Below are 14,047 nucleotides of genomic sequence, written 5' to 3'. Positions count from 1 at the left end.
ATGAACATCTTCTTCCAGGACCCCTGGTGGCTGATCCTGATCAAGGTGGTGGCGCTGTTCGTCATCCTCCTGGTGTGGACCATCTTCAACGTCTGGTACGAGCGCCGCCTCGTCGGCAAGATGCAGCACCGCCTCGGCCCCATCATGAACGGGCCCCTCGGCCTGGGGCAGGCGTTGGCAGACGGCGCGAAGCTCCTCGCCAAGGAGGACTTCCGCCCCAAGAATGCGGACAAGTGGGTGTTCAACCTGGCGCCGATCCTCACCGGTGTCGCGGCGTTCACCACCTGGACGGTCATCCCGTTCGGCGGTGAGGTGGAGATCTTCGGAGTCACCACCAGGCTGCAGGTCACGGACCTGCCCGTGGCCACGCTGTTCATCCTGGCGGTGGCCTCCATCGGCATCTACGGCATCGTGCTGGCCGGCTGGGCGGGAAACTCCACCTACTCGTTCCTCGGCTCGATCCGCTCCACCGCGCAGATGATCTCCTACGAGATCGCCATGGGCCTGTCGATGGTTGCGGTGTTCCTGCAGGCGGGATCCATGTCCACCTCGCAGATCGTCGAGGCGCAGAAGCAGACCATCCTCTTCCGGGTGCCGTTCACCGAGACGACGTTCGATCCCGGGATCACCGGCTGGTACGCCATCCTGCTGTTCCCCTCCTTCGTCATCTACGCCATCGCCATGGTGGGCGAGACCAACCGTGCGCCGTTCGACCTGCCCGAGTGTGAGTCGGAGCTGGTCTCGGGGTACCTCACCGAGTACTCCGGCTTCCGCTACGCCATGTTCTTCCTGGCCGAGTACATCAACATGGCCACCGTCTCGGCCGTGGCCACCACGCTGTTCCTCGGCGGCTACCTGCCGCCGTGGCCGCTGAACCTGATCCCGTTCATGAACAACCCGTGGCTCGGCCCCGTGTTCTTCTTCCTCAAGGTCCAGCTGCTGATCTCCGTGTTCGTCTGGCTCCGCGGCACCCTGCCGCGCTTCCGGTACGACCAGTTCATGAACCTGGGCTGGAAGGGCCTCATCCCGATCTCGCTGGTGTGGATCCTGATGATCGCCGTCGCCCCCGGCTACACCATCGGCCTCGGGCTCGCCCTGATCGTGGTGGTCTACCTGATCTTCGGCGGGAAGAGCGACGTCTCCGACGAGCCCGAGCCCGCTGAGGCCGACGGCGAGCCGGAGATCTTCGACGCGTTCGCCGGCGGGTACCCGACGCCGCCGCGGGCCGGCCAGATCCTGCCCGAGTTCGCGGGTGTCGTCTCCGGGCGTGGGGACGAGGCCGAGCCGGCCGCTCCCGCCGCCACCGAAGGGAAGGAATCCTGATGGGACTGCTCGATCCGTGGGCCGGGTTCGGTGTCACGTTCAACACGATGTTCCGCAAGACCTTCACGCAGTCGTACCCGCACAAGAAGGGCGCGGAGAAGGTCACCATGCCCCGCTTCCACGGCCGGCACCAGCTCAACCGCTGGCCCGACGGCCTGGAGAAGTGCGTGGGCTGCGAGCTGTGCGCCTGGGCGTGCCCGGCTGACGCGATCTACGTCGAGGGTGCAGACAACACCGACGACGACCGCTACTCGCCCGGCGAGCGCTACGGCCGCGTCTACCAGATCAACTACCTGCGCTGCATCTTCTGCGGGCTGTGCATCGAGGCGTGCCCCACGCGCGCCCTCACCATGACCAACGAGTTCAAGATCTCCGACGACTCGCGCACCAAGCTGATCTACGAGAAGCAGGACCTGCTGGCCCCGCTGCTCAGCGGCATGGAGCAGCCCCCGCACCCGCGCCGGCTCGGACACGACGAGCAGGCCTACTTCCTCGGCCTCCCGGAGACCGGCAAGCCGGACACCCGCACCGCCGCAACCACAGGAGCAGCCCAATGATGCCCTTGATCCCGCTGGTGACCGCCAGTGAGGTGGCCTTCTGGGTCTGCGCACCCATCGCGGTCCTGTGCGCGCTCGGGCTCCTGCTCTCGCGCAAGCCCGTCCACTCGGCCATCTGGATGGCCGGCGTGATGGTGAGCCTCGCCGTGCTCTACGCCGCCAACGACGCGCCGTTCCTGTTCGTGATCCAGATCATCGTCTACACCGGCGCCATCCTCATGCTGTTCCTGTTCGTGGTCATGCTGGTCGGCGTCGACTCCACAGACTCGGTGGTCGAGACCATCAAGGGGCATCGCGTCTCCGCGATCCTCGTGGCCATCGGCCTCGGCGGGCTGCTGATCCTCGGCGTCGGGCAGTTCGCTGTCAACGGGGCCCCCGCGGGCCTCACGGAGGCCAACGCCGAGCACGGCGGCAACATCCCGTCGCTCGCGGCGCTGCTGTTCTCCCGCTACGTGTTCATCTTCGAGGCCACCGCGGCCCTGCTGATCACGGCCGCCGTCGGCGCCATGATCCTCGCGCACGGCGAGCAGCTCAAGAAGAAGGCCACGCAGGTCGAGTCCCTGCAGGAGCGCGTGCGGGCCTACGCCGAGGACGGCGTGCACCCCGGCCCGCTGCCGAGCTCCGGCGTGTTCGCCCGGCACAACGCCATCTCCACGCCCGCGCTGCTGCCCGACGGCTCGATCGCCGAGAAGTCGGTGTCGAAGACGCTCGCCATGCGCGGCGTGATCGTCGACGTGAACGAGCTCCGCGCCCCCACCACCTCCGCCTACGCGGCCATCGCCGGTAAGACCGACGAGATCGAAGGAGACGACGAATGAACCCGGAGGGCTACCTCGTTCTCTCGGCGATCCTCTTCGCGATCGGTGTCGCGGGATTCCTGCTGCGCCGCAACGCGATCATCGCCTTCATGAGCATCGAGCTCATGCTCAACGCCACGAACCTGGCGTTCGTCGCCTTCGCCAACTACCACGGCAACCTCGACGGCCTCATCGCGGCGTTCTTCGTGATGGTGGTGGCGGCGGCCGAGGTCGTGGTGGGCCTCGCGATCATCGTGGCCGTGTATCGTGCCCGCCGCTCGGCCTCGGTCGACGACGCCAACCTGATGAAGTTCTAAGGGGCTAGAAGCGTGCAACTCCTCGAATCCGTGTCCGCCCTGTCCGGGTCCGGCGCCATGGCGTGGCTGCTCATCGCCATCCCGCTCGCCAGCGCTGCCTTCCTGCTGCTCGCCGGAAGGCTGACGGACGCCTGGGGCCATCTCCTGGCCACCGTCGCCCCCATCGTCTCGTTCCTGCTCGGCCTCGTGCTGTTCGTCCAGCTGCTCGGCAGCCCGGAGGACGCCCGGCACATCGCGGTGAGCGTCTACGAATGGATCGCCACGGGCGCCTGGTCGATCGAGTTCGGCCTGCTGGTCGATCCGCTGTCGATCCTCTTCGTGCTCCTGATCTCCGGGGTGGGCTCGCTCATCCACGTGTACTCGATCGGCTACATGGCCCACGACGACCGCCGCCGCCGGTTCTTCGCGTACCTGAACCTCTTCATCGCCGCGATGCTCACCCTGGTGCTGGCCGACAACTACCTGGTGCTGTTCCTCGGGTGGGAGGGCGTGGGCCTGGCCTCGTTCCTGCTCATCTCCTTCTGGGCGCACAAGCCCTCCGCGGCCGCCGCCGGTAACAAGGCGTTCATCGTCAACCGCGTCGGCGACCTCGGCCTCAGCATGGCCATCTTCACCATGCTGGCCATGTTCGGCAGCGTGAACTTCGCCGACGTCAACGCCGGAGCGGAGTCGCTGGACCCCGTGTGGGCCACCATCATCGGCATGCTCCTGCTGCTGGGCGCCTGCGGCAAGTCCGCCCAGGTCCCGCTGCAGTCCTGGCTGCTCGACGCCATGGAGGGCCCCACCCCGGTGTCGGCCCTCATCCACGCGGCCACCATGGTCACCGCGGGCGTCTACCTGGTGGTCCGCTCCAACGCCATCTACGCGCAGACCGAGGTGGCCACCACCGCGGTGGCGATCGTCGGCACCGTGACGCTGCTCGCGGGCGCCTGGATCGGTTCGTCGAAGGACGACATCAAGAAGGTGCTGGCGGGCTCGACGATGTCGCAGATCGGCTACATGATGCTGGCCGCGGGCCTCGGCGAGGCGGGCGCGTCCTTCGCGATCTTCCACCTGCTCACGCACGGCTTCTTCAAGGCCAACATGTTCCTCGGCGCCGGTTCGGTCATGCACGGCATGAACGACGACGTGAACATGCGCCACTACGGGGCGCTCGCCAAGAGCATGCGCATCACCTTCTTCACGTTCGCGATGGGCTACCTGGCCATCATCGGTTTCCCGTTCACCTCGGGCTTCTACTCGAAGGACCACATCATCGAGGCCGCGTTCCACGAGAACACGATCATCGGGGTCCTGGCGCTGCTGGGCGCCGGCGTGACGGCCTACTACATGACCCGCCTCATGATGATGACCTTCTTCGGGGCGAAGCGCTGGGAGAAGGACGTGCACCCGCACGAGTCGCCGCTGGTGATGACGGTGCCGCTCATCGTGCTGGCCGTCCTGTCGATCGTCGCCGGCCTGTTCATGAACGGCTGGATTCAGGGCTGGCTCGAGCACTCGACCGGCCAGCACCCGCACGAGACCGGCCTGTTCGCCGTCACCGCGGTCGGCTGGATCACGATGGCCGTGGTGGCCGTCGGTGTCACCATCGGCTGGCTGCTCCACCGCCGCGACATCCCCGTCGACGCGCCGGCCACCGCCAACCCGCTGGTCCTCGCGGGCCGCAACGACCTGTACGGCGACGCGCTCAACGAGTACGCCGTCGTCCGCCCCGCCAAGGGTCTGTCCGCCGGCCTGGCCTGGCTGGACCGGGGCACCGTCGACGGCGCCGCCATGGGTAGCGCGAGCCTCGCCAGCGGGCTGGGTTCCTGGCTGCGGAAGGGCCAGAACGGCTATGTGCGCAGCTACGGCCTCATCCTCGGCGTCGGCGTCATCGTGCTCGCCGGCGTCGTGATCATCGGTCAGCTGGGCTAAGGGAGAATCGGAAAAGACATGCCATTGCCACTACTGACCATCCTCGCCCTGGTGCCGCTCCTGGGTGCCCTCGCGCTGTTCGTCGTCAAGGGCCCTGCCGGACGGCTGATCGGCTACGGCGTCGCCCTCACCACCGCCGTGCTCGGTGTCCTCGCCGTCGTGCTGCAGGCCCAGGGGGTGCCGCTGGCCGAGGAGATCGCCTGGATCCCGCAGATCGGCGCGCACTACGCGCTGGACCTCGACGGCATGGGCGCCATCCTCGTGCTGATGACCGTCATCCTCGTGCCGGTGGTGCTGCTCGCCGAGTGGCGCGTGGGCGAGGCGCCCGAGGCGCGCTGGGGCACGTCCACGTTCTTCGCGCTCGCGCTCATGATGCAGTCGTTCGCGCTGTTCGTGTTCATGTCCTCGGACATCCTGCTGTTCTACGTGGCCTTCGAGGCCACGCTCATCCCCACCTACTTCCTGATCGGCGGCTTCGGCGGCCCGAAGCGGGGCGCGGCGGCGATGAAGTTCCTGCTGTACTCCCTGGCCGGCGGCCTGGTCATGCTGGTCGCGGTGGCCGGTGTCTACGCCGTCACGGCGGGCTCCGGCAACCCCAGCTTCCTCATCAACGACCTCGTCGGGGCCGAGATGAGCACCGACATGGGCAGATGGCTGTTCCTCGGCTTCTTCATCGCGTTCGCGGTGAAGGCCCCGATGGCGGGTCTGCACACCTGGCTGCCGGACACGGCCGAGCAGGCCACCCCGGGCACCTCCACGCTGCTCGTCGGCGTTCTGGACAAGATCGGCACCTTCGGCATGCTGAAGATCTGCCTGACCGCCTTCCCCGAGGCCACGCAGTGGGCCACGCCGGTGATCCTTGTGTGGGCCATCGTCTCGGTGCTCTACGGCGCGTTCATGGCGTTCGGCGCCACGGATCTCCTCAGGCTGGTGTCCTACACCTCCATCAGCCACTTCGGCTTCATGGTGTTCGGCATCTTCGCCCTCACCACCCCGTCGATCAGCGGCTCGATCTTCTACATGCTCAACCACGGCCTCTCGACGGCGGCGCTGTTCCTCGTCGTCGGGTTCATGATCCGTCGCCGCGGCTCCCAGCACATCGACGCCTTCGGCGGCGTGCAGAAGGTGGCTCCGGTCCTGGCCGGCGTGCTCCTGATGTCAGGCCTGTCCGCGCTGGCGTTGCCGGGCATGGGCAGCTTCGTCTCGGAGTTCCTCGTCATGGCCGGCGGCTGGCAGCGCTACCCGGTCCACACCGCCGTCATCACGCTCGGCATGGTGCTGGCCGCGGTCTACGTGCTGCGCATGTACAAGACCACCATGACCGGGCCGGTGACGGACCAGGTCGCCACGCATGTCACCCACGACCTCAGCACCCGCGAGAAGGCCGTCGTGGCGCCGCTCCTCATCCTCCTCATCGTGTTCGGCTTCGTGCCGAAGCCGGTGCTGGCGATGGCTGACGAGACGGCCACGCAGACGATGGCCGTCGTCGGAGTCGAGGATCCCGCCCCGCAGGTCAAGGAAGGCAACCGATGATCAACCTCCTGGAGATCGCTGCTCCCACCTTGGAGTGGATGCTGCTGTCGCCCCTTCTGGTGATCCTGGGCGCCGCCTGCCTCGGCGTGCTCGTCGAGGCCCTGGCGCCGCGCGAGCTGCGCTACGTCATCCAGACCGCGCTCGCATCCCTCGCTGTGGTCGTGGCCCTCGGCCTGACCATCCTCAACTGGGTGCAGGCCACCCCGCAGATCGCGGCGATGGGCGTGCTCGCCATCGACGGGCCCTCGTTCTTCTTCTGGAGCCTCCTGCTGGTCTTCGGCCTCGGGGGAGTGGCCCTGTTCGCGGAGCGCGGGCTCGGCAACGGGCAGTCGGCCTTCGCGTCGTCGGCCGCGACGGTGCCCGGATCCCCGCTCGAGCGCGAGGCGGACAAGCTGCGCCGCGAGCACACCGAGATCTTCCCGCTGCTGCTGTTCTCGCTGTTCGGCATGATGATCTTCGCCTCGGCCAACGACCTGTTGACGCTCTTTGTGGCCGTGGAGATCTTCTCCCTGCCGCTGTACCTGCTCACCGGCATGGCACGCAGGCGGCGCCTCCTCAGCCAGGAGGCCGCCCTGAAGTACTTCCTCCTGGGCTCGCTGGCCTCGGCGATCATGCTCTACGGCATCGCGATGCTGTACGGCTACGCCGGCGCCTTCCAGCTGGCGGACATCGACGCGGCCATCGCGGCCGGCACCGGCAGCCACCCGCTGCTGCTCACCGGCATGCTGCTGACCTCCGTCGGCCTCCTGTTCAAGATCGGCGCCGTGCCGTTCCACGCGTGGACCCCCGACGTCTACATGGGCGCCCCGACGCCGGTGACCGGCTTCATGGCCGTGGCCACCAAGACGGCCGCCGTCGCGGCGCTGCTGCGCATCTTCTACGTCGCCCTCGGCGGGCTGCGCTGGGACTGGCAGCTGCTCTTCGCGGTGGTGGCCATCCTCACCATGCTGCTCGGCGCCACCGTGGCCCTCGCGCAGAACGACATCAAGCGCCTGCTGGCATACTCGTCCATCGCGCACGCCGGGTTCATCCTCGTCGGCGTCGTGGGCGCGGTCCAGGCAGGCGACGACGTCAGCATCTCCAGCGTCGGGGCCATCGGCTTCTACCTGCTCACCTACGGCGTGGCCACCCTGGGCGGCTTCGCGATCATCACCATGGTGCGCCGCTCCGGCGGAGAGGCCAACAGCCTCGATGCCTGGAAGGGGCTGGGGCGTCGCAACCCCGTCATCGCGGCGCTGATGACGCTGTTCCTGCTCAGCTTCGCGGGCATCCCGCTCACCGCCGGGTTCGTCGGCAAGCTGGCCGTGTTCGCGGCCGCGTGGGCCGGGGGCTACGGCTGGCTGGTGCTCGTCGCCGTGATCATGAGCGTCATCGCCGCGTTCTTCTACCTCAAGGTCGTGGTGGCCATGTGGTTCCAGGACGCCGACGAGCAGCACGTGGGCACGGTGGAGACCCCGTCGCTCTGGACGTGGTCCGTGCTTGTTGTGGCCGGAGTGGTTACCCTTGTCCTCGGTCTGCTTCCCGGTGGCGTGCTCGCGCTCATCGCGGACGCGGCCCAGTTCATTCGCTGACCCTGACAAGGAGACCCCGTGGCGGACGCCCCGCTGGATGAGCACCTGTCCGCGCTCCTCGACCAGTTCGAGGAGCGGCTGGTGGACGTGGCCGTGGCCAGTTCGCCGTTCGTGACGGAGGCCTCCCGGCACATCATCTCGGCGGGCGGCAAGCGGTTCCGGCCCCTGCTGGTGTTCCTCGCCTCGCGGTTCGGCGGCCAGGTCGACGACGAGGACCTCATGCGGGCAGCGCTCGTCATGGAGCTCACGCACGTGGCCAGCCTCTACCACGACGACGTCATGGACGTCGCGGACCTGCGCCGCGGCGCCCCGTCCGCGAACCGGCTGTGGGGCAACTCGGTGGCCATCCTGGTGGGCGACTTCCTGTTCGCCCGGGCCTCCACCACCGTCGCCGAGCTGGGCGTGGAGTACGTGATGCTGCAGGCGGAGACGTTCGCCCGCCTGGTGCAGGGGCAGATCGCCGAGACCAAGGGCCCCGCCGACGGCGAGGATCCCCTGGCGCACTACATCCAGGTGATCGCCGACAAGACGGGGTCCCTCATCGCGGCCTCCGCGCTGTTCGGTGGCATGGTGGCCGGCGCGGACCGGAGCGTCCTGGACGCCCTGGCCGCGTTCGGAGAGGAGGTTGGGCTGGTGTTCCAGCTCTCCGACGACCTCATCGACATCAACTCCACCGAGACCGGGAAGACGCCCGGCACGGACCTGCGGGAGGGCGTGCCGACGCTGCCGGTGCTGATGCTGCGCGCGTCCAAGGACCCGGCCGACGCCGAGCTCCTGGCGATGATCGACGGCGACCTCAGCAGCGACCGCTCCCTCGCGCAGCTCCTGGCTGCGCTGCGGTCCCACCCCGTCATGGACCGGGCGAAGGCGGAGGTGGAGCGCCGCGCTGACATCGCCCGCGCGCACCTCGCCCCCCTGCCCGACGGCCCCGCCAAGGACGCCCTGCTCAAGGTCTGCTCCGACCTGGTGGACCGCACCGCCTGAGCCGCCTCGCCCCATGCTGTGATGCCGGGCAGTGAACCCTCCCGCTGGCTGAGGTGCCGCGGAGCGGGCGCTCCTCGCGCCTCAGCCAGCGGGTTGGGTATCGATCACCAGATGGTGACCCGGTCCTTCTCTGGGAGCCAGAGGGCGTCGTCGGGCGTCACTCCGAAGGCCTCGTAGAACGCGTCGAGGTTGCGCACGATCTGGTTGCAGCGGAACTCGTTGGGGGAGTGGGGATCGGTGGCGAGCAGCACCTTCATCGCCTCCGGGCGGCGCTTCCCGCGCCACGCCTGCGCCCAGCCGACGAAGAAGCGCTGCGCCGGGGAGAGGCCGTCCACCGGCTCCCCGTCGGGGTCGCCGCCCGCCAGCAGCCACGCGCGGTAGGCGATGCCCAGCCCCCCGAGGTCGCCGATGTTCTCGCCGACGGTGAGCTCGCCGTTGACCGAGCCGCTGTCCACGCCCTCGGGCACCAGGCCGTGGTACTGGGCGATCAGGCGGCCGGCGAGCGCCTCGAACGCCTCCCGGTCCGCGGGCTGCCACCAGTCGCGGAGGCGGCCGTCGCCGTCGCACGTGGAGCCCTTGTCGTCGAAGCCGTGCCCGATCTCGTGGCCGATCACGGCACCGATGGCGCCGTAGTTGACCGCGTCGTCGGCGTCGGCGTTGAAGAACGGCGGCTGCAGGATGGCGGCCGGGAAGACGATCTCGTTGCGCAGCGGATGGTAGTAGGCGTTGACGGTCTGGGGGAACATCTGCCACTCGTCCCGGTCCACCGGGGCACCGATGCGGCTCAGCGTGTAGTCGAGCTCGAACGAGTTGGCCGCCAGCACCGAGGCCACCAGGTCGTCCGGAGTGACCTCCAGGGAGGAGTAGTCGCGCCACTTCACGGGATAGCCCACCTTCGGGGTGAACTGGCCCAGCTTCCGCAGCGCCTCCTCGCGGGTCTCATCGGTCATCCACGCGAGCTTCTCGATCGACTCGCGGTAGGCGGCCAGCAGGTTGGCCACGAGGACGTCCATGGCCTGCTTCGCCTCGGCCCGGAAGTGCCGCTCGACGTAGGCGCGGCCGACCGCCTCCCCCACGACCCCCTCCACGAAGGCGATGCCGCGCTTCCATCGGGGCCGCTGCTCCTCGTTGCCGTTGAGGGTGCGCTCGTAGAAGCCGAAGCGCGCCTCGACGAACTCCGACGACAGGTAGGGTGACAGGCCGTTGACGGCCTTCCACCGCGCCCAGCTGCGCCACGACTCGAGAGGCAGGGTCTCCAGCAGCGGGGCGACGCCCTCCAGGAACGACGGCTGGGAGACGATCACCTCGGCCAGCTTGCCGGCCGGGATGCCGGCCCCGTCGAGGAACGACGCCCAGTCGAACCCGGGCGAGGCCGCGACGACGTCGTCGTACGACGTGGGGTTGTACATCGCGCGCAGGTCGCGGCAGCGGACCCGGTCCCAGTGGTGCGCGGCGATCGCGGTCTCCAGGTCCATGACGGCCCGCGCCTGGCCGGCCGGGTCGGGGAGCCCGGCGAGACCCAGCACCCGAGCCACGTGGGCGAGGTACTTGGCCCGGATCTCCTCGTGCGCCTCCTCCCGGTAGTACGCCTCGTCCGGCAGGCCGAGGCCGCCCTGGGAGGAGAACACGGCGTAGCGGGCCGGGTCACCCGGGTCCGACTCCTCGTAGAGATGCACCAGGGGGCTCAGCCCGTGCCTGAGCGACCAGCCGAGGTGGCGGGCCAGGGCGCTGGGGGAGTCGACGGCGTCGATCGCGGCCAGGATGGGCCGCAGGGGCGAGCCGCCCAGGGCCTCGATGCGGTCGGTGTCCATGAACGCGGCGTACAGGCCGGCGATCCTCCCGTCGTCGGTGGACGCATCGCCTGCGGGGAGCCCGCTGACCAGCGCCAGCACGTCCTTCTCGGCCTGTTCCACCAGATCGACGAACCCGCCCGCGGAGGCGCGGTCCGGGGCGATCGGCGCGGTGCGCAGCCACGTGCCGTTGACGTGGCGGAAGAGGTCGTCCTGGGGGCGGAGGGCGCGGTCGAAGTGCTCGAACGTGATGGAAGCTGTCATGCCCGCCAGCCTAGCCAGCCCTGCGAAGGGCCGGCCTCAGAGCTCGTCGGCCTCCCACGTGTCCTGGCCGGCGATCACGGCGGCCAGCGCGGCCCCGGTGTCCTCGGCGCGGACCGCCGCGATCTGGTCGCGGAGCAGGTCGTCGTAGCTGGGCCGCGGCACCCGCCGGAAGATGCCGATGGGGGCCTGGCGCAGCACGCCGGACTCCGTGAGGCGCGACAGCGCGAACGCCTGCGACGGGTCTGCCCGGGTCTCGTCGTGCACGACGATTCGGGACCGGTCGGCGGTGGCCGTCTCGGCGATGTGGATGTCGCCGTCGAGGCCGCGCACGACGCACAGCTCACCGCCGCCGAAGATGATCGGCTCCCCGTGCTTGAGGGAGATCAGGGCGCCCTCGGGGCCCTTGAGGGTGGCGAAGGCGTCGTCGTTGAAGATGGGGCAGTTCTGGTAGATCTCCACCAGCGAGGCGCCCCGGTGCTGCGTGGCGGCGGTCAGGACCTCCGTCAGGTGGGCCCGGTCCGAGTCGATGGTGCGGGCCACGAACGAGGCCTCCGCGCCCAGCGCCAGCGACACCGGGTTGAAGGGGGTGTCGAGGGAGCCGTAGGGCGTGGACTTGGTCACCTTGCCCAGCTCCGAGGTGGGCGAGTACTGGCCCTTGGTGAGTCCGTAGATGCGGTTGTTGAACAGCATGATGGTGATGTTCACGTTGCGGCGCAGCGCGTGGATGAGGTGGTTGCCGCCGATCGACAGCGCGTCCCCGTCGCCGGTGACCACCCACACGTTGAGGTCCGGGCGGGTCACCGCCACACCGGTGGCGATGGCGGGGGCGCGGCCGTGGATGGAGTGCATGCCGTAGGTGTCGACGTAGTACGGGAAGCGCGACGAGCAGCCGATGCCCGAGACGATGACGGTGTTCTCGCGCTTGATGCCGAAGGTGGCCATCATGGACTGGAACGTGGACAGGACGGCGTAGTCCCCGCACCCGGGGCACCAGCGCACCTCCTGGTCGCTGGTGTAGTCCTTCTTGGTCTGAGGCTCGAGGCTCAGCGGGACTCCGACGAGGCCGGTGGACATCAGTTCTCCTCCTGGAATGCGTCGATCTCGGCGATGAGGTCCACCTCGAGCTCGCTGAGCGAGATCGGGAGGCCGCGCACGCGCGAATAGCTGGAGATCTCGACGAGGTAGCGGGCCTGCAGCACGGAGGCCAGCTGGCCGAGGTTCATCTCCGGCACCACCACCTTGTCGTAGGCGCGCAGCACCTCGCCGAGGTTGGCGGGCATGGGGTTCAGGTGGCGCAGGTGCGCCAGGGCCACGTCGCGGCCGCTGAGCCTGACGCGGCGCGCGGACGCGGTGATGGGGCCGTAGGTGGACCCCCAGCCGAGCACCAGCACGCGGGCCTTGCCGCTGGGGTCGTCCACGACCACGTCCGGGATGTCCGCGACGATGCCGTCGATCTTCGCCTGGCGGGTGCGCGTCATGAGCTCGTGGTTGTCCGGGTCGTAGGACACGTTTCCGGTGCGCGCCGCCTTCTCGATGCCGCCGATGCGGTGCTCGAGGCCCGGCGTGCCGGGGACCGCCCAGGCGCGGGCCAGGGTCTCCGGGTCCCGCTCGTACGGGAAGTAGGTGTCCTTGCCTGACGCGTCGGTGCCGTTGGGGGCGACGGCGAACCCGGGCTCGATCGGGGGGATGGCGTCCAGGTCCGGCAGCTTCCACGGCTCGGCGCCGTTGGCGAGGTAGCCGTCGGAGAGCATGATCACCGGCGTGCGGTACTTCACCGCGATCCGGCAGGCCTCGACGGCCGTGTCGAAGCAGTCCGTCGACGACTTGGCGGCGATCACCGGGACCGGGGCCTCGCCGTTGCGGCCGTACAGGGCCTGCATGAGGTCCGCCTGCTCGGTCTTGGTGGGCATGCCGGTGGAGGGGCCCGACCGCTGCACGTTGACCACCACGAGCGGCAGCTCGGTCATCACGGCCAGGCCGATCGCCTCGCCCTTGAGGGCCATGCCGGGCCCCGACGTGGTGGTCACGCCGAGGGCGCCCGCGAAGGAGGCGCCGATGGCGGAGCCGACGCCCGCGATCTCGTCCTCCGCCTGGAACGTCATCACGCCCAGGTCCTTGCGCCGCGACAACTCGTGGAGGATGTCGGAGGCCGGGGTGATCGGGTACGAGCCCAGGAAGAGCTGGAGACCCGCCTTGTGGGCGCCGGTGATGAGGCCGTAGGCGGTGGCGAGGTTGCCCGAGATCTGCCGGTAGCGGCCCTTGGCCATCGGGGCGGGGGCCACGTGGTACCGGACCTCGAAGGCCTCCGTGGTCTCGCCGTAGGCGTGGCCGGCGTTGAACGCCGCGATGTTGGCGTCCCGGATGAGGGGCTTCTTCGCGAACTTCTCGGTGAGGAACTTCACCGTGCCCTCCGTGGGGCGCGAGTACAGCCAGCTCAGCATGCCGAGCGCGAACATGTTCTTCGTCCGGGAGGCGTCCTTGCGGCTCAGGTCGAACTCCGCGACGGCGCCGGTGGCGAGGCCCGTGAGGTCCATCGCGTGCACGGAGTAGTTGGCGAGGGTGCCGTCCTCCAGCGGGTTGCTGGCCCAGCCGATCTTGGCGAGGTTGCGCTTGGTGAACTCGGCCGTGTCCACGATGATCACCCCGCCGCGCGGGAGGTCCCGGAGGTTGGCCTTCAGGGCGGCCGGGTTCATCGCGACGAGCACGTCGGGCACGTCTCCCGGGGTGACGATGTCGAAGTTGGCGAAGTGCAGCTGGAAGCTGGAGACACCCGGCAGCGTGCCCTGTGGCGCCCGGATCTCCGCGGGGAAGTTGGGCAGCGTGGCGATGTCATTGCCGAAGCTCGCCGTCTCCGCGGTGAAGCGGTCGCCGGTCAGCTGCATGCCGTCACCGGAATCTCCGGCGAAGCGAATGACAACTCGGTCGAGTGGAAGCTGGTCAGCCACGTGCTATCTACCTCAGGGATCTAGCGAAAAGACGTCTTGGCCATTGTAGGGT

The 14,047-nt window shown here is 69.0% G+C and carries 11 protein-coding genes; 8 read left to right on the top strand and 3 right to left on the bottom strand.

Features of this window, described 5'->3' with window-relative positions; all coding sequences use genetic code 11:
• The 8 genes from nuoH to ACX1D3_RS14775 are packed head-to-tail and all read left to right on the top strand — an operon-like array spanning nt 1 to nt 8,996.
• Nucleotides 1-1,323: an NADH-quinone oxidoreductase subunit NuoH gene (nuoH, locus tag ACX1D3_RS14810; RefSeq protein ID WP_458994571.1), complete on the top strand. Its 1,323-nt coding sequence runs from the start codon at nt 1-3 to the stop codon at nt 1,321-1,323.
• Nucleotides 1,323-1,880: an NADH-quinone oxidoreductase subunit NuoI gene (gene nuoI, locus ACX1D3_RS14805; protein ID WP_458994570.1), complete on the top strand. Its 558-nt coding sequence runs from the start codon at nt 1,323-1,325 to the stop codon at nt 1,878-1,880. Before nuoH ends, nuoI begins: the two co-directional genes overlap by 1 nt.
• Nucleotides 1,877-2,698: an NADH-quinone oxidoreductase subunit J gene (locus ACX1D3_RS14800; RefSeq protein WP_458994569.1), complete on the top strand. Its 822-nt coding sequence runs from the start codon at nt 1,877-1,879 to the stop codon at nt 2,696-2,698. The genes nuoI and ACX1D3_RS14800 overlap by 4 nt, the downstream gene beginning before the upstream one ends.
• On the top strand, nt 2,695-2,994 hold the full coding sequence (gene nuoK / locus ACX1D3_RS14795; RefSeq protein WP_458994568.1) for an NADH-quinone oxidoreductase subunit NuoK: 300 nt from the start codon (nt 2,695-2,697) through the stop codon (nt 2,992-2,994). Before ACX1D3_RS14800 ends, nuoK begins: the two co-directional genes overlap by 4 nt.
• 57 nt (nt 2,995-3,051) lie before the next feature.
• The gene (nuoL, locus tag ACX1D3_RS14790) at nt 3,052-4,908 is read left to right on the top strand and encodes an NADH-quinone oxidoreductase subunit L (RefSeq protein ID WP_458996569.1); all 1,857 of its coding nucleotides are present in this window, start codon (nt 3,052-3,054) and stop codon (nt 4,906-4,908) included.
• Between the two features lie 18 nt (nt 4,909-4,926).
• Nucleotides 4,927-6,441 carry an NADH-quinone oxidoreductase subunit M gene (locus tag ACX1D3_RS14785; protein WP_458994567.1) on the top strand — a complete coding sequence of 505 codons (1,515 nt, stop codon included), beginning with the start codon at nt 4,927-4,929 and terminating at the stop codon, nt 6,439-6,441.
• Nucleotides 6,438-8,012 carry an NADH-quinone oxidoreductase subunit NuoN gene (nuoN, locus tag ACX1D3_RS14780; RefSeq protein WP_458994566.1) on the top strand — a complete coding sequence of 525 codons (1,575 nt, stop codon included), beginning with the start codon at nt 6,438-6,440 and terminating at the stop codon, nt 8,010-8,012. Before ACX1D3_RS14785 ends, nuoN begins: the two co-directional genes overlap by 4 nt.
• An 18-nt stretch (nt 8,013-8,030) precedes the next feature.
• Nucleotides 8,031-8,996: a polyprenyl synthetase family protein gene (locus ACX1D3_RS14775; protein WP_458994565.1), complete on the top strand. Its 966-nt coding sequence runs from the start codon at nt 8,031-8,033 to the stop codon at nt 8,994-8,996.
• Nucleotides 8,997-9,100: 104 nt separating this feature from the next.
• Here the strand turns inward: ACX1D3_RS14775 and ACX1D3_RS14770 are convergent, their stop codons facing one another.
• The 3 genes from ACX1D3_RS14770 to ACX1D3_RS14760 are packed head-to-tail and all read right to left on the bottom strand — an operon-like array spanning nt 9,101 to nt 13,995.
• Entirely contained in the window at nt 9,101-11,050 is a 1,950-nt protein-coding gene (locus ACX1D3_RS14770; RefSeq protein ID WP_458994564.1) for a M13 family metallopeptidase, read from the bottom strand.
• Nucleotides 11,051-11,086: 36 nt separating this feature from the next.
• A complete protein-coding gene (locus ACX1D3_RS14765) occupies nt 11,087-12,124 on the bottom strand; it encodes a 2-oxoacid:ferredoxin oxidoreductase subunit beta (protein ID WP_458994563.1) in 1,038 nt (345 codons plus the stop codon).
• Entirely contained in the window at nt 12,124-13,995 is a 1,872-nt protein-coding gene (locus ACX1D3_RS14760; protein ID WP_458994562.1) for a 2-oxoacid:acceptor oxidoreductase subunit alpha, read from the bottom strand. Before ACX1D3_RS14760 ends, ACX1D3_RS14765 begins: the two co-directional genes overlap by 1 nt.
• Nucleotides 13,996-14,047: the final 52 nt, after the last annotated feature.

The organism is Tessaracoccus yangjingae, from assembly GCF_054483935.1.
Note: the sequence above shows the minus strand (reverse complement) of the source record. Positions and strands in the feature narration are given on the sequence as shown.

Excerpts from the sequence above, each read along its gene's own strand:
- nuoK (WP_458994568.1), top strand. The coding sequence starts at position 2,695 with ATGAACCCGGAGGGCTACCTCGTTCTCTCGGCGATCCTCTTCGCGATC.
- nuoL (WP_458996569.1), top strand. The coding sequence starts at position 3,052 with ATGGCGTGGCTGCTCATCGCCATCCCGCTCGCCAGCGCTGCCTTCCTG.
- nuoN (WP_458994566.1), top strand. The coding sequence starts at position 6,438 with ATGATCAACCTCCTGGAGATCGCTGCTCCCACCTTGGAGTGGATGCTG.
- nuoI (WP_458994570.1), top strand. The coding sequence starts at position 1,323 with ATGGGACTGCTCGATCCGTGGGCCGGGTTCGGTGTCACGTTCAACACG.
- ACX1D3_RS14800 (WP_458994569.1), top strand. The coding sequence starts at position 1,877 with ATGATGCCCTTGATCCCGCTGGTGACCGCCAGTGAGGTGGCCTTCTGG.
- ACX1D3_RS14770 (WP_458994564.1), bottom strand. The coding sequence starts at position 11,050 with ATGACAGCTTCCATCACGTTCGAGCACTTCGACCGCGCCCTCCGCCCC.
- ACX1D3_RS14765 (WP_458994563.1), bottom strand. The coding sequence starts at position 12,124 with ATGTCCACCGGCCTCGTCGGAGTCCCGCTGAGCCTCGAGCCTCAGACC.
- nuoH (WP_458994571.1), top strand. The coding sequence starts at position 1 with ATGAACATCTTCTTCCAGGACCCCTGGTGGCTGATCCTGATCAAGGTG.
- ACX1D3_RS14785 (WP_458994567.1), top strand. The coding sequence starts at position 4,927 with ATGCCATTGCCACTACTGACCATCCTCGCCCTGGTGCCGCTCCTGGGT.